The organism is Kitasatospora sp. NPDC127067 (assembly GCF_042724755.1).
Lineage (GTDB): Bacteria > Actinomycetota > Actinomycetes > Streptomycetales > Streptomycetaceae > Kitasatospora > Kitasatospora lactacystinica.
In genome coordinates, this window is sequence record NZ_JBHXEM010000019.1 from 72609 (window position 1) to 87299 (window position 14691).

Annotated in this window: 16 protein-coding genes and 1 pseudogene; 13 read left to right on the forward strand and 4 right to left on the reverse strand. The window is 73.8% G+C overall.

Annotated elements, in window-relative coordinates; all coding sequences use genetic code 11:
* Positions 1 to 120: 120 nt before the first annotated feature.
* From ACFWJ4_RS11170 to ACFWJ4_RS11195, 6 genes and pseudogenes are all read left to right on the forward strand, one after another.
* Positions 121 to 705, forward strand: coding sequence for a sigma-70 family RNA polymerase sigma factor (locus tag ACFWJ4_RS11170; protein WP_380541963.1), 585 nt, complete (start codon positions 121 to 123; stop codon positions 703 to 705).
* On the forward strand, positions 702 to 1451 hold the full coding sequence (locus ACFWJ4_RS11175) for an anti-sigma factor domain-containing protein (protein ID WP_380541966.1): 750 nt from the start codon (positions 702 to 704) through the stop codon (positions 1449 to 1451). Before ACFWJ4_RS11170 ends, ACFWJ4_RS11175 begins: the two co-directional genes overlap by 4 nt.
* A 220-nt stretch (positions 1452 to 1671) precedes the next feature.
* Positions 1672 to 1956 (forward strand): catalase, encoded by a 285-nt coding sequence (locus tag ACFWJ4_RS11180; protein WP_380542051.1) that lies wholly within the window; start codon positions 1672 to 1674, stop codon positions 1954 to 1956.
* Positions 1884 to 2267, forward strand: a pseudogene (locus tag ACFWJ4_RS11185) (catalase); the annotation flags it as partial. The gene ACFWJ4_RS11180 and the pseudogene ACFWJ4_RS11185, both read left to right, overlap by 73 nt.
* 210 nt (positions 2268 to 2477) lie before the next feature.
* Positions 2478 to 2744: a catalase-related domain-containing protein gene (locus ACFWJ4_RS11190; protein ID WP_380542053.1), complete on the forward strand. Its 267-nt coding sequence runs from the start codon at positions 2478 to 2480 to the stop codon at positions 2742 to 2744.
* Positions 2705 to 3067, forward strand: a complete 363-nt coding sequence (locus ACFWJ4_RS11195; RefSeq protein ID WP_380541969.1) for a hypothetical protein — start codon at positions 2705 to 2707, stop codon at positions 3065 to 3067. Before ACFWJ4_RS11190 ends, ACFWJ4_RS11195 begins: the two co-directional genes overlap by 40 nt.
* 134 nt (positions 3068 to 3201) lie before the next feature.
* On the opposite strand, the gene ACFWJ4_RS11200 is transcribed toward ACFWJ4_RS11195, so the two are convergent.
* Entirely contained in the window at positions 3202 to 3648 is a 447-nt protein-coding gene (locus ACFWJ4_RS11200; RefSeq protein WP_380541971.1) for a DUF1772 domain-containing protein, read from the reverse strand.
* A 91-nt stretch (positions 3649 to 3739) separates the two neighbouring features.
* Between ACFWJ4_RS11200 and ACFWJ4_RS11205 the strand changes: the two genes are divergently transcribed.
* The 3 genes from ACFWJ4_RS11205 (at position 3740) to ACFWJ4_RS11215 (ending at position 6393) form a co-directional block, all read left to right on the forward strand.
* Entirely contained in the window at positions 3740 to 4318 is a 579-nt protein-coding gene (locus ACFWJ4_RS11205) for a TetR/AcrR family transcriptional regulator (RefSeq protein WP_380541974.1), read from the forward strand.
* Positions 4319 to 4531: 213 nt separating this feature from the next.
* Positions 4532 to 5608, forward strand: coding sequence for a tRNA (adenosine(37)-N6)-threonylcarbamoyltransferase complex transferase subunit TsaD (gene tsaD, locus ACFWJ4_RS11210; RefSeq protein ID WP_380541977.1), 1077 nt, complete (start codon positions 4532 to 4534; stop codon positions 5606 to 5608).
* Between the two features lie 146 nt (positions 5609 to 5754).
* On the forward strand, positions 5755 to 6393 hold the full coding sequence (locus ACFWJ4_RS11215) for a class I SAM-dependent methyltransferase (RefSeq protein ID WP_380541980.1): 639 nt from the start codon (positions 5755 to 5757) through the stop codon (positions 6391 to 6393).
* An 89-nt stretch (positions 6394 to 6482) separates the two neighbouring features.
* Here ACFWJ4_RS11215 and ACFWJ4_RS11220 read toward each other — a convergent pair whose 3' ends face one another.
* A complete protein-coding gene (locus ACFWJ4_RS11220; protein WP_380541983.1) occupies positions 6483 to 7745 on the reverse strand; it encodes an APC family permease in 1263 nt (420 codons plus the stop codon).
* Between the two features lie 323 nt (positions 7746 to 8068).
* On the opposite strand from ACFWJ4_RS11220, the gene ACFWJ4_RS11225 reads away from it, so the two are divergent.
* The 4 genes from ACFWJ4_RS11225 (at position 8069) to ACFWJ4_RS11240 (ending at position 11295) form a co-directional block, all read left to right on the forward strand.
* Entirely contained in the window at positions 8069 to 8683 is a 615-nt protein-coding gene (locus ACFWJ4_RS11225; protein ID WP_380541986.1) for a hypothetical protein, read from the forward strand.
* Between the two features lie 107 nt (positions 8684 to 8790).
* Positions 8791 to 9432, forward strand: a complete 642-nt coding sequence (locus ACFWJ4_RS11230; protein WP_380541989.1) for a nucleotidyltransferase domain-containing protein — start codon at positions 8791 to 8793, stop codon at positions 9430 to 9432.
* A gap of 541 nt (positions 9433 to 9973) precedes the next feature.
* Positions 9974 to 10213, forward strand: a complete 240-nt coding sequence (locus ACFWJ4_RS11235; protein WP_380541992.1) for a hypothetical protein — start codon at positions 9974 to 9976, stop codon at positions 10211 to 10213.
* Between the two features lie 263 nt (positions 10214 to 10476).
* Positions 10477 to 11295, forward strand: coding sequence for a proline hydroxylase (locus tag ACFWJ4_RS11240; RefSeq protein ID WP_380541995.1), 819 nt, complete (start codon positions 10477 to 10479; stop codon positions 11293 to 11295).
* A gap of 123 nt (positions 11296 to 11418) precedes the next feature.
* Here ACFWJ4_RS11240 and ACFWJ4_RS11245 read toward each other — a convergent pair whose 3' ends face one another.
* Positions 11419 to 13614, reverse strand: coding sequence for a glycoside hydrolase domain-containing protein (locus ACFWJ4_RS11245; RefSeq protein ID WP_380541998.1), 2196 nt, complete (start codon positions 13612 to 13614; stop codon positions 11419 to 11421).
* A 314-nt stretch (positions 13615 to 13928) separates the two neighbouring features.
* A complete protein-coding gene (locus tag ACFWJ4_RS11250) occupies positions 13929 to 14636 on the reverse strand; it encodes a TetR/AcrR family transcriptional regulator (protein WP_380542001.1) in 708 nt (235 codons plus the stop codon).
* Between the last annotated feature and the right edge of the window lie 55 nt (positions 14637 to 14691).

A 14691-nucleotide genomic window follows, 5' to 3' on the forward strand; every position in this document is an offset into this window, starting at 1 on the left:
TTCCGCACTGTCCGCCCGGCCGGGACCGCACCGCTGTCCCGCCGGGACCATGAGGAGGCCCTCGATGTCTGCCGTCCGCCGATCGGGCTCGACGCCCGCCCAGTGCGAAGGAACGGACGGATGAGCGCCGTCGTCCACCTGTCCGGTCCCGGACGGCCGGTACCGGACCTGACGGAACTCCTCGCCCGCGTCGCGCGCGGGGACCAGGACGCGTTCTCCCGGCTGTACGACGTGGTGGCCGGTCCGGTGCTGGGGCTGGTGCGCAGGGTTCTGCGCGATCCCGCGCAGTCCGAGGAGGTCGCCCAGGAGGTGTTGCTGGAGGTGTGGCGCACCGCTGCCCGCTACCGGGCCGAGCGCGGTGAGGTGATGCCGTGGGTGCTGACCATCGCGCACCGGCGCGCGGTGGACCGGGTCCGCTCGGCGCAGGCCGCCGCCGACCGCGACCAGCGGGTCGCGGCAGCCTCCCACACCCCGGTGTTCGACGAAGTCGCCGAACAGGTCGAGGGCAGACTGGAGCGCGAGCAGGTCAGACGCTGCATGAGGACGCTCACCGAACTGCAGCGGGAATCGTTGACACTGGCTTACTACCGCGGTTACACCTACCCCCAGGTCGCCGAGGTCGTCGGCGCACCGCTGGGCACGGTCAAGACCCGCGTGCGCGACGGACTGATCCGTCTGCGCGACTGCCTGGGGGTGGGAGCATGACCGCCGCCGACCTGCACACCCTGACCGGCGCCTACGCCGTCCACGCCCTCTCCCCCGCCGAAAGCGCGGAGTTCGAAGGCCACTTGGCCGACTGTCCGGCCTGCGCCCAGGAGGTGGCCGAGTTCGCCGCGACCCTGGCCAGGCTCGGGGCCGCGCGGGCCGTCGTGCCACCCGAGGCCCTCAAGGCCCGGGTGATGGCCGCGCTGCCCGGCGTGCGGCAGGAGGCGCCCCGGACCGCCGCTCTGCCCGGCGCGGGCTCCCGGCCCGGCCGGCGGGCGGGCGGGTGGACGAAGTTCGCGCTGGCCGCCTGCCTGGCCGTCGCGGTCGGCTCCGGTGGCCTCGCCGTCCAGCAGCACCGGCAGGCCGGCCACGCGCGCGCCCGGGCGGCCGCGCTCCAGCAGCAGGCGGACCGGCTGACGGGTCTGCTGACGGCGCCCGACGCCCGCACGGCCACCGGAACCGCGGCGGGCGGAACCGGCGTGGGGACGGCGGTGTGGTCGCACGACCGCGGTCAGGCCGCCTTCCTCGCTTCCGGCATGCCCACCCCGGCCGAGGGCACCACGTACCAACTGTGGTTCGACGACTCCGGAACGATGCGATCGGCCGGGCTGCTCGCCCGTGGGGACGGCGGGCTGGTGCTGTCCGGGCCACTGGGCGGGGCGACGGGTATCGGCGTCACCGTGGAGCCCGCCGGGGGTTCGACGCACCCCAGTGGGGTACCGGTCATGCTCCTGCCGCTCGGCTGAGACACGCCCTGGGGGGCGGCCTGGCACCGCCGGGCCTCGTCGGCCAACCGCAGGGGCGGCCTCCCCGACCACGCGGGAACCGTGCTCACGGCCGGGCGGAGCGTGCGGTGGGAGACCGACGCCGACGCCGCGGGCGCAGAACGCCCGGGACGCCAAGGACACCGCGCTCGACGCGTTCCGCGCCCCGACCCGGACGGGCCGCTCACCACCGACCAGGGGGGTGGCCGTCGACGACACCGACAACTCCCTCACCGTCGGCGACCGCGGCCCCACCCTGCTGGAGGACTTCCACCTGCGCGAGAAGCTCACCCGCTTCGACCACGAGCGCATCCCGGAACGCGTGGTGCACGCCCGCGGCGCGGGCGCGTACTGCTCGGCGTCCACTCGCAGGTCTGGGACGAGGCCCAGCTCACGGCGGGCCGCGATCCGGACTTCCACCGCCGCGACCTGTGGGAGGCGATCGCGGACGGCGACTTCCCCGAGTACGAGCTCGGCGTCCAACTGATCCCGGAGGAGGACGAGTTCGCCTTCCCCTTCGACCTGCTGGACCCGACCAAGCTGGTGCCGGAGGAACTGGTGCCGGTCCGCCCGGTCGGGCGGATGGTGCTGGACCGCAACCCGCAGAACTTCTTCGCCGAGACCGAGCAGGTCGCCTTCCACACCGCCAACGTCGTGCCCGGGATCGACTTCACCAACGACCCGCTGCTCCAGGGCCGCAACTTCTCCTACCTGGACACCCAGCTGATCCGGCTCGGCGGCCCCAACTTCTCCCAGCTGCCCGTCAACCGGCCGCTGGCCGAGGTCCGCACCAACCAGCGCGACGGCTACGGCCGGCAGACCGTCCACCCGGGCACCGGCTACGCGCCGAACTCCGTCGGCGGCGGCTGCCCCGCCGCTCCGGGCGGCGGACGACTGGCCGAGGGCGTCTTCGAGCACTACCAGGAGCGCATCGACGGCGCCGCGATCCGTCGGCGCAGCCCGAGCTTCGCCGACCACTACAGCCAGGCCGGACTGTTCCGGCGCAGCCTGGCCGACTGGGAGCAGCGGCACATCGTGGAGGCCTTCGCCTTCGAGCTGGGGAAGGTGGAGGAGCAGGAGGTCCGGCGCCGGATGGTGGGCAACCTGGTGCACGTGTCCCCCGGGCTGGCGATGGAGGTGGCCCGGCACGTCGGCGTTCCCGAGCCCGAGGCCGAGCCCGGGCCCAACCCCGGGCCCAAGCCCGAGCCCGAGGCCGCTTCCGGTCCCGGGGCGACGTGGTGGAGACGCTCGCCGCGCAGGACGGCCACGTCCTGACGGGCGACGGCGAGCACCTGCCGGTGGACCGGGCCCTGCCCACCACCGCCTCGGTGCTCTACGACGCACTGGTGCTTTCGGACGGCTGCGAGCAGACGCTGCCGTCCGACCCGGACGCCGTCCGCTTCCTCACCGAGGCGCTGCGGCACGGCAAGCCGATCGCCGTCCTGGGGACCGGCGTCGAGCTCGCCCGGGCGGCCGGACTGGGTACGCCGTCCGCGCCGGCGGGTGTCGCGGTCCACCCGCCCGGCGAGCCGGTCGACCCGACGTTCTGGGACGAGTTCGCGGCACTGGTCGAGCGGCATCGCTTCCCGGCCCGGTGACCCGAGCCGTCCGGGCCCGGCCGGAGCACCCCTGCCGCGGGGCGGACGTCCCGGCGTTCACCTCTCGCCGGCCACGCCGTCCGAGTCCCGGTGGTCCTGCTCCGGGGGCCGCGGCGGTCGTGTCGCCCGCGGGCTCAGGTGAGGGCGGTGACCAGCAGGGTGAAGGCGGCGACGATGACGGCGACGCGGACGTAGTGGTAGCGGTCCCAGCGGTTCATCTGCTGCTTCCAGTCGGCGGGCCGGTTCTCGGGGGTCCACGTCCTGCCCCGGTTGTTGATAGGGACGAGCAGCAGGACCGACATGATCACGCTGACGATCAGCAGCGCGCCGGCGACGACGACCAGGCCGGCGCCGGGGCGGTGCCATCCGGCGACGGCCCAGACGGCGCTCAGGACGAGCGAGCCGATGTACCAGAACGGCATCAGGGCGCCGAGCATCCGGCCCCCGTGGGCGCGGCCGAGTTGACCGCTGTCCTCGGGGAGTGCGTCGAGGATCCGGTTGATGAAGAAGGCGACGGAGAACTCCACCCCCACCATCAGGCCGACGACCACGGTGGTGAAGACCTCAAGTGCGTTGAGCATGGTGACCCCTCCAGGGATCTAGCACTGCTAGCTGATGTGGCAACGCTAGTACTGCCGTCGCTCGATTGTCTAGCAGTGCTAGGATCGGATCATGTCGGTACAGGAACGCAAGCAGCGCGAACGGGCGGACCGCGAGCGCCTCATCGTGGCCACGGCCCGCGAACTCGCCGAGCAGCAGGGCTGGGACGCGGTCACCACCCGCCGGCTCGCCGAGCGCATCGAATACAGCCAGCCCGTCCTCTACAGCCACTTCCGCGGCAAGCGCGAGATCATCGGCGCCGTCGCCCTCGAAGGTGCCACCGAGATGGCCGCGGCACTGCGGGCCGCGACCTCCGCCGCGAACGATCCCCGCCCGCGGGTCACCGCCCTCGCCCGCACCTACCTCGACTTCGCCGAACGCAACCCGGCGGTCTACGACGCCATGTTCCAGCTCGACGGCGGCCTGGCGTTCGCGCACGAGGACACCCCGGAGCCGCTGAAGGACGCCTTCGCCGCCCTGCTGGAAACCCTCGGCGAGGTCACCGGGGACGGCGTCCACCCGGCACTGTTCACCGAGGTGTTCTGGGCGGCCCTGCACGGGCTGGCCACCCTGACCCGGGCGGGACGACTGCCGCCGGAGGACACCGAGCGGAGAGTGGAACTGCTGGTGGACCGGCTCGCCGTGGTCTGACACACCGTCCCGACGGGCGGACGGGTGGCCAGCGCGAACAGGACCGCATGCAGGGGTTGCCGGCGACCGGACGGGGACCCGCTCGACGACACAGGTCACGGCCGTCGTCCCGACAGGGCGGACCGGGGAAGCCGGACCTGCCGGACCAGCACCCCCGGCCTTATTGCACAATGGTTGCAGTTGCACAGTGATCAGCAATAAGGGGTGCGCGTGATGCCGGACTCGCCGGTGGTGCTGGGGATCGAGTCCTCGTGCGACGAGACAGGCGCCGGTCTCGTCCGCGACGGGGTCCTGCTCGGACAGGCGGTCGCGTCGAGCATGGACGAGCACGCCCGCTACGGCGGGGTCGTGCCGGAGATCGCCGCCCGCGCCCACGTCCACGCGATGGCCCCCGTGGTCCGCGAGGCCCTCGACCGGGCCGGACTCACCCTCGCCGACGTCGGCGCCGTCGCCGTCACCGCCGGACCCGGCCTCTCCGGCCCGCTCCAGGTCGGGGTCGCGGCGGCCAAGAGCTACGCCTTCTCGCTCGGCGTCCCCCTCTACGGCGTCCACCACCTCGCCGGACACGTCGCCGCCGCCGCCCTGGACGGCGAACCCCTGCCGAACCCGTGCGTCGTGCTGATCGTCTCCGGCGGGCACACCTCCCTGCTGCTGGTGCGCGACCTCGCCCGCGACCCGATCGTCCACCTCGGCGACACCCTCGACGACGCCGCCGGCGAGTGCTTCGACAAGGTGGCCCGGATCCTCGGCCTGCCCTACCCCGGCGGGCCCGCCATCGACCGCGCCGCCCGCGAGGGCGACCCGAACGCGGTGCGCCTCCCCCGCCCGCTCAGCGGGCCCAACGACCCCCCGTACGCGTTCTCCTTCTCCGGCCTCAAGACCGCCGCCGCCCGCTGGGTCGAGGCCCGACGGGCGGTCGGCGCCGAGCCGCACGTCCCGGACGCGGCCGCCGCGCTCCAGGAGGCCATCGCGGACACCCTCACCCGCAAGGCCGTCCGGGCCTGCACCGACCACGGGATCGACACCCTCGTCGTGGTCGGCGGGGTCGCCGCCAACTCCCGCATCCGCGCCCTGACCGAACAGCGGTGCGCCGCGGCCGGGATCACCCTGCGGGTGCCGCCGCTGCGCCTGTGCACCGACAACGGCGCGATGATCGCGGCCATCGGCGACCTCCTGGTCCGCTCGGGCGCGGCCCCCTCCCCGATGAACCTCTCGATCGACCCGTCCGCCCCCTTGGAGTACGCGGCGCTCTCCCCGCTCGCGCCGATGGCCCCGGTCCGGGCCGCGTAACGGCCGTCCCGGCGCGGCGGCCGCACCGCGCCGGCGCGCCGCCCGCCGGGCCCTGCCCGACGTGGTGAGCCGGGAGGGCAGCGCGGCCGGCACCGCGACCAGATGGCCATGACGGGTGCCGACGGTCTCGCCTTAGGATGCGGGACATGGACAGGATCACGCTGCCGCACGGAGAGCTCATACCGATGACGACGAGGCGAACCCGCTGGCAGGAGGCGGGGCAGAGCGGGAACTTCGGCAAGCGGTTCGCCGAACTCATCTCCGCGGGCGAGGACGTCGACGGTGAGGCCCGGCTCGCCGACACGCTCCTGCCGCGCGGTGCCCGAGTGCTCGACGCCGGCGCCGGTATGGGGCGGGTGGCCGCCGCGCTCCTGCAGCGGGGGCACGACGTGGTCGCGATCGAGCCCGACGAGGCCCTGGTCCGGCAGGCCCGGGAGACCTACCCCGGGCTGCCGATCGAGGAACGCGACATCCTCGACCTCGGCCCCGACGACGGCCCGTTCGACCTGGTCGTCTGCGTGGGCAACGTCATCGTCTACCTGGCCGAGGGCACGGAACGCAGGGCACTGGGCGCGATGCGCGACGTGCTCGGCGAGAACGGCCGGATCCTGGTCGGCTTCCACCTGCAGGACCCGCCGCCGCACGCCCGGACCTGCACGGCGTCGGAGTTCGAGGCGGACCTGGCCGCCGCCGGACTGCGCGTCGACCTTCGGGCAGGCACCTACCAGCTGCACCCCGCGAACGACGCCTACGGCGTCTGGATCCTGAGCCGCGCCCAGAGTTGACCCCGCCTCCAGAGCCGCCGTTCGACCGGCGGACTCGGCGGACTCGGCGGATTCTTCGCGAGGCCGGACCACCCCGAGGCCGGACGGGGTCAGGCGCGGGCGATGGCCTTGCGCAGGCAGTAGGCGGCGGCACCGGCCGCGATCACTGCGGCTCCCCACAGGACCGAGGCGGGTGGCAGGGCGAAGGCCAGGAGCACGCAGCCGACGGCGCCGACGACGGGGACGATCCGGGCGGGGCGGCCCTCGGCGGGGGTGAGGGTCCAGGCGGAGGCGTTGGCGATGGCGTAGTAGGCCAGCACGCCGAAGGAGGAGAAGCCGATCGCGCCGCGAACGTCCGTGGTGGCGGCCAGGACCGCGACCACCGCACCGACCGCGAGCTCGGCGCGGTGCGGCACGTGGAAGCGCGGGTGGACGGAGGCCAGGGCGCGGGGCAGGTGCCGGTCGCGGGCCATCGCCAGGGTGGTGCGCGAGACCCCGAGGATCAGCGCGAGCAGCGAGCCGAGCGCCGCGACGGCCGCCCCCACGCGCACCACCGGGGCGAGTGCGGGAACGCCGGCGGCGCGCACGGCCTCGGTGAGCGGTGCGGTGGTGTGGGCGAGCCGGTCGGGCCCGAGCACGGCGAGCACGGCCACGGCAACGGCGGCGTAGACGACGAGCGCGATGGCGAGCGCGATGGGGATCGCGCGGGGGATGGTTCGCTTCGGGTCGCGGACCTCCTCGCCGAGGGTGGCGATGCGCGCATAGCCGGCGAACGCGAAGAACAGCAGCCCGGCGGCCTGGAGCACCCCGCCGAAGGTCGCGTCCGCGCCGATGACGAGCCGCGCGCCCTCGACGGCGGGGCCGGTCATGCAGGCGGTGACCACGGCGGCGAGCACCGCCAGGACGACGGCGACGATCCCCCGGGTCAGCCACGCCGACTTCTGCACGCCGACGTAGTTCACCGCGGTCAGCGCCACCACCGCGGCGACCGCGACCGCGTGCGCCTGACCGGGCCACACGTAGGAGCCCACGGTGAGGGCCATCGCCGCGCAGGAGGCGGTCTTGCCGACCACGAAGCCCCAGCCCGCCAGGTAGCCCCAGAACTCCCCGAGCCGCTCACGGCCGTAGACGTAGGTGCCACCGGACTGCGGGTAGCGGGCGGCCAGCCGGGCGGAGGAGGTGGCGTTGCAGTACGCCACCACCGCGGCCAGGGTGAGGCCCAGCAGAAGACCGGAACCGGCCGCGCCGGCGGCCGGGGCGAGCGCGGCGAAGATCCCCGCGCCGATCATCGACCCGAGCCCGATCACCACGGCGTCGAACACGCCCAGATGGCGCCTCAGCTCCCCGGCCCGGGCGGATGCCGGTGTCCCCATCGCTGACTCCTTGACCACGGCCTACGGCCGTTACTGACTTTCGGTACCGGCGCACGCTATAGGAGCAAGGTGTCGAGCGGCTCTCCGGTGCCGCGCCGGCCTGGTCGGCCGGGGTGACCGCGACCAGGAGGGTCTGGCGGTCGGGGTGGCTGCCGGGGACGGGGTCGAGCATGTAGCGGCCGATGTAGCGTCCGTTGCCGCCGAACACGCGTAGATGCCGAGCACCGGATCGCCGAGCTGAGGGCGGCCCGCGCCACGCTGCGCGAGCTGGCCCTCACCGCCTGCGCGGGTTCGTCGAGGACCTCCACAGCGGGAAGGTGCCGGTGCTCCAGGTCCCCGGCACGGCCGTCTTCCTGAACCGGGGCAAACAGACCGCACCACTGGCCCTGCGGGCCAACGTCGAACACAACCACGTTCGGCACGATCAGGTCGTGATCCTCTCCATGGAGACCGAGACCGTACCGCGCGTCCCAACAGATCAGCGGATCGCCGTCGACGACCTCGGCTACGCCGACGACCGGATCATCCACGTCACCGCCCGGTTCGGCTACATGGAGACACCGGACGTGCCCACCACCCTGGCGATGCTCGATCCAGCCGAAGCCGAGGGCCGCCTGCGGCTCGACCAGGCGTCCTACTTCCTGTCGAAGATCGAGCTGCGGCGTGGGAAGCAGCCGACGATGGCGCCCTGGCGCAAGCGCCTGTTCATCGCCACCTCCTACATCACCGCCGACGCCGCCGAGTACGTCGGCCTCCCCCGCGACCGCACCGTCATCATGGGCTCGCACATCGAGGTGTGGACGTGCCCGACCGCGCACGGCCACGGCTCGGACCCGCAGCGAACCCCACCGGTACCGGCCCCGCGAGTCCGACGCCGACTCACAGCCAGTCGTTGCGGCGGAACGCCCGGAGGACGAACACGCGGACGGTGGCGGTGAAAGCCACCACCGCCGGGTAACCGAACGTCCAGTGCAGCTCCGGCATGCAGCCGAAGTTCGTGCCGTACCCGGCCGGGGGCCGTCGAGCCCGCTGATAGGTTCCTGCGATGAGCGAGCAACTGCCCGGCGGCGGCATCGAGCTGTCACCCGACGAGATCGAAGCCCTCGACGCCAGATGGTCGTCCTGCTGGACCCCGAGTGAGGTCGCGCAGCGGTTGGCCGGGATCGGCACACCCTGGTACGTCGCCGCGGGCTGGGCGCTGGACCTGTTCCGCGGCAGGCGGACGCGCGCTCATGGAGACATCGAGATCGCGATTCCGGCCGCGAGCTTCCCCGAGGTCCGCTCCCGCTTCCCCGGGTACGTCTTCGACGCGGCGGGCAGCGGCCGGATCTGGGAGGACGCCGCACCGGAGGTGCTGGCCGCCGTGCACCAGACCTGGCTCCGCGATCCGGTCACCGGAAACTACCTGCTCGACGTGTTCCGCGAACCGCACGACGGCGACACCTGGATCTGCCGACGCGATGAGAGGATCCGGCTCCCCTACCGCGACATCATCCTCCACACCCGGGACGGCATCCCGTATCTGGCACCCGAACTGGTCCTGCTGTTCAAAGCCAAGCATGTCCGCCGAAAGGATCAATCGGACTTCGACGCGACCGTCCCGCACATGACCCCGGCTCAGCGCGGGACCCTGACCGGGCTGCTCGCCCGCGTACACCCCGGGCATCCCTGGATCGCGGCCCTGTAGCCGGCCCTCTCCCGGTGGGCTCGCGTATCGGATCGCCGCACCGGTCGGCGGAGGCTTCGGCTCCGCCGACCGATCGCCCGCTCCCGGCCTCGGCGCCCCGCCCCCGTACGGGTTGTCCGCTCCCCGCACCCGGCAGGTCGGCACGGATTCGACCTGGCCGAGCAGCCGCCGGATGCAGTCGCGCGAGGCGGACGAGAGGATCGAGTCGCCGGTGAAGACCTGGCGCAGCAGCTGCGCCTGGTCGGTGGCGGTGGTGGAGGTGAGACCCCAGTAGCCGTCCGTGCCACCCACGGTGGAGGTCAGCCCGAACCGTTCGTCGGCGGCATCCAGGCCGGCCTCCTGGCCTATCGCGTTCCACAGGGCCGTCGCCGAGTCGTTGTCGCTGTTCTCGATCATCGCGGCGGCGAGGCTCCGCTGCGCGTCGCTCAGCCCGGTGCCCCGGTCCTGGGCCTGAAGCAGCAGCGTGGCCAGGATGCCGACCTTGACGATGCTGGCGGTGGCGAAGGCGTGCCCGGACGCACCGTAGGCGAGCGACTGCCCGGTGGCCAGGTCGGTGACCGAGGCCGAGACCGCGCCGTCGGCCTGCGCGGCGGCGCTGCGCAGAGCCGCGTCGGTGACCGGGGCGGGAGGGACGGTGGGACTGGCCCCGGTGCACGCCGAGGGGGTCACGGCCGCCGCGGGGACGACCTCCGTGGACGCCGCCGTAGCGGTCCGGCGGCGATCGGAACGGAGCCGGGCCGTCAGCCTCGCCCGTCGCGACCGGCTCGCCCCGACCCGGTGACGGCCCCGGTCGGGGTTGCCCCTCGTGCTGTCACCCGGCCGGACGAGCACGCTCGCCCACGACCCGTGGCGAAGGGATAGTGACCTTACGCGACAGGCCGAGCGGTCGCCTGGCACCACGCGCGGCACCAGGCGACCGAGGCGCCGGAGCCCGCTGCCCGAAGCCGCCCGCGGCCGCGGCCGGGCCGTCGGCGCGACGGCGGGCCCCGGGGTGGGTGCTGCCGCCCTTCCGTCCGGCCTCTCACCGAGGGGAACACCGCTGCCATGACACCGACCCGGAACGAGGACGAGGACGACGACGAGGACGACGAGGCGATGTTCGGTGCGGAGACGGTCCGGGACGGGGAGCTGCGGGAGGCTCTGCAGCGGCTGGCCGCCGGCACCTGCGCGATCGTCCGGGTGCCCGACCTGCTCCGGGGCGACCTGAGCGACCTCGTCGCCCGCATCGAGCAGGCCGACTTCGAGCCCTACGACGAGGAGCGGCTCGACCCGCCGATCCTGAAGTTCGGCCCCGCGGTGTACGACTACTACGGGCAGGGCCGGGTCCGGGACGCCTACTGGGAGAAGGCGGAGCAGACCCGGAAGGCCGCCCGCGACCTCTACGGCGACACCGACCCGGCGGTGGCCCTCATGCGGCGGCTGGGCACCGAACTCGGCATTCCGGTGCGCCCCGCGACCATCGGGGGGCGCCCGCTGCACGCGGGCATCCTCCGCGAGTTCCCCACCGGCTCGAAGATCCACTACGACGAGGTGGTGCGGGAGTTCCCCGGTCGCCTCGACGACCAGCCCCTCGTGCAACTCGCCTTCAACCTGCACCTCACCGTCGCCGGGCACGGCGGCGCGCTGACCGTCTGGCGGCACCGCTGGATCCCCGCCGACGACACCCGCAGGGACGGCTACGGCTGGGCCCCCGAGGTCGTCGCCGACGCGCCGTCGGCCACGGTGCGGGCCGAGCCCGGCGAAGGCGTCTTCTTCGACTGCCGCAACTTCCACCAGGTGCAGGACTTCGAGGGCGGCCGCCGGATCACCCTCTCCCTCTTCCTGGGATTCACCATGAACGGCGAACTGATCGTCTGGTCCTGACCGCCGCCCCGGCCCCGGCGAGCCCCCTCGCCGACGTGTTGCCGGAGTCGGCCGGCGCCCCCGCCCCCGGGACGTACCGGGGGCGGGGGCGCCGGGGTGGTGAGGTGGTGGGGTGTGTCCGGGTCAGCTCCGGGTGGCCACCAGCTGGCTGGAGCCGTCCGGCAGGCCCGCGATGGCGGCGCGCTGGGCCGGGAAGGTGCTCGCGCCGTACGCGCCCTGGACCGCGGCGAAGCCGGACCAGGCGCCGCTGGTGAAGCGGGTCTCGTGGTAGAGGTTGCCGTCGTTGCCGATCACCGCCACCTGGGAGGACCCGTCCGGCAGACCTGCGATGCCGACCGCCCGCGCGGCCATGGTGGGCGTGCCGCTGCCGGGAAGCGCGGCGAAGCCGGACCAGTTGCCGTCGGCGAAGCGGGCCTCGTGGTAGATGTTCACGTCGCCGCCGATCACCAGGACCTGCGAGGAGCCGTCCGACAGCCCCGTGATGGCCACCCGCGAGGCCGCCATCCGCGAGCTGTTCACGCCCGGGAGCGGGGCGAAGCCGCTCCAACTGCCGTTGGAGAAGCGGGTCTCGTGGTAGACGTTCCCGTCGTTGCCGATCGCCAGGACCTGGGCGGACCCGTCGGGCAGGCCGGCGATGGCGATGTCCGCGGCCGCCATCGTCGGGGTGCCGACCCCGGGGAGCTCCCCGTAGCCGGACCAGGTGCCGTCGGCCGAGCGGATCCGGTGGTAGACGTTGCCGTCGCTGCCGACGGTCACCACCTGCGAGGAGCCGTCCGGCATGCCCGCGATGCCGGTCCGGCGGGCCTGGGTGGCCGGCGTGCCGTCGTCGGGCACCCCGGCGAAGCCGCTCCAACTGCCGTTCGAGGCGCGGACCCCGTGGTAGAGCCGGCCGTCCAGGCCGATGCCCAGCTCCTGCGAGGAGCCGCCCGGCAGCCCGGTGATCGCGGCCTCCGAGCCGCGGAACACGCCCGCGCCGCCCGTCAGCGGGCTGAAGCCGGGCCAGGCGCCCGAGCTCTGGCGCACGCCGAGGAAGAACGCGGAGGACTGGGACGGCGGGGCGGCGGTGAGCTGGATGTCCAGGTAGTCCTGGTCGATCGCGATCGCGTAGCCGCCCCAGGTCTCCGGGTTCTGCGGCGAGGCGTACTGGTGGGCGCGCTGGTGGTTGTTCCAGTAGCCGGCCGGAATCGACGGGTCGGCGGTGTCCTCCTTGCCGTTCCAGTTGGCGGTGAAGACGGCGTCGGGCATGGTGTAGGCGCTGTTGCCGGCGTTCGCGGCCAGGTCCTTCATGCCGGACGAGGAGCTGCTGTAGACGCCGGAGTTGTAGCCCCAGGCGTGCAGTTCGTTGGTCCAGGCGGTGAGGAAGGCGAGCACCGCGGCCGAGTACTGCGGGGTGGTGTACGCCTCCATGTCGTAGTAGAGGATCGTGCCGGGGCCGAAGCCGAGGGCCTGGGCCTGGCTCACCGCGTCGTCGGCGGCGTTGGCGCCCTCGGTGGCGGGGTAGCTGATCTTCGGGGCCTGCACGCCGACGTACATCGGCATGAAGGCCCAGCCCGCGGCCTGCTGCTGCTGGACCCAGGAGGCCGTCAGGTTCGGCTGGGCGCAGGCCCGCCTGACACCGCCGATGTAGACGCCGACCGCCCGGTACGGGGAGGAGGCCATCCACGCGTTCATCGCGGCGCCGGAGGGCGCCGTACAGGCGTCGAAGCCCTTGCCGGTGTAGTTCGTCGCCGACGCGGGAACCGCCGCCGCCGCGGCCGAAGCAGCCGGGGCGGCGGCTGCGGCCATGGCCTGGCCGGACGGCGCGGCAGCGGCCGCGGTGGACTTCGGGGCGGCGGTCGTCCGGGGCCCGGCGGGCGCCGGCTGCGGTCGGTGCGTCGGCGCGGGGGTGAGCCCGGCGCCGGTGATGATCCGCCGCACCAGCGGCTGGTCCGTGTCGTACGTCCCGGTCACCGCGACGACGCCGTCGGTCGCCCGGACCGTCTGCGCGACCGGGTTGGAGCCCTCCCGGTCCGGCGCGGCGCCCTCGGCGGGCTCGACCAGCAGGGCCTCCGTGCGGCCGGTCAACCGCGGCGGGCAGGCCTGCTGCTCGCCCGGGTGACCGAGGTACACCGCGTGCTGGTCGAAGCGGACGCAGGCCTGCGGGTCCACGGCCAGGTCCACCACCGGCCAGGCCGAAGGCACCTGGAAGACGCGGCCCTGGTACGTCACCGCCTTGGTGTCCGGGCTTGCGGCGGGAGCTGCGGCGGCGGAGCCTGCGACGGCGGGCGCCGCCATCAGCACGGCCGCCACGACGGCCGCGGCGCTCCGGAGCGCTGTCATTGGGGACTTCACCCAGTTCTCTCCTGACGTGACGAAAGACCGCACGCCGAGGAGTCGGCCGCGCGGCGTCGGCCACGATATCCACGCCTTCGACGGGTGCCGCCACAGGCCCCTCCCGTCAGCCGACTGTCCGTCAGTCCGGCCGGCTGTCAGCCGCCGCTCCCGGCACGGTCCGACCGGCTCCGGGCCACGGTCCGGACGAGGGCGTCGTCGTCCGGTCCGGAACCGACGACGGGCGGTGAACGGCCGCCCGGGGGGCGCGCCCGCTCCGGGCGATCGGGCGCGCGGGAGTCGCCCGGTTTCCCCCGGCCCGCTCAGGCCTGCCCGGAGCTCCATCCGCGCTCGTGGAGCCGCGCGAAGCCGTCGAGGAGGAGGTCGAGGGCGAACTCGAACTCGAACTGGTCGTCGCAGCCGCTGCCGACGACCGACGCGCCGTCGTGGGCCCGGGCCATGGCGATCTCGGCGATGTGCGGGTACCTGGCCGCCATCGCCCGGAGCGCGGCGGCCTGCTCCCCGGGCTCGTCGCCCGGAGAAGCCGGGAACAGCTCCTGGGTGAAGCCCCAGACGCGACTGCCCAACGCGTGCATCGCATGGTGGGTCAGGTCGACGGAGAGGCCGCCCCCGCGGAACGTGCCGATCACGGAGTCCAGGTAGTCCAGCACGGCGGGGGTGGGGGTGCCGCGGGACTCGATGACGCGCAGCGCCCACGGGTGGCGCAGCAGCGCCCGCCGGGCCGACAGGACGCGCTCGCGGATCGCGCTCCTCCAGTCGGGGCCGTCGGCCGGGGGGTCGATCTCCCCGACGACGAGTTCGACCATGCCGTCGAGGAGCTGCTCCTTGTTGGCCACGTGCTTGTAGAGGGCCATCGGCACGACGCCCAGTTCCTGGGCGAGGCTGCGCATGCTCAGCGCCTCGATCCCGGACTGGTCGGCGCGGGCGACGGCGGCGCGCAGCACGCGGTCCCGGTTGAGCGGCTTCCTCCGCTCGGTGGCCGCCTGTTGGGCGTCTGCCTGCTTGGCCATGGTCCTCACCGATCCCCCTTGACAGGTGTACGGGGTACACCATACCGTCCCGCCA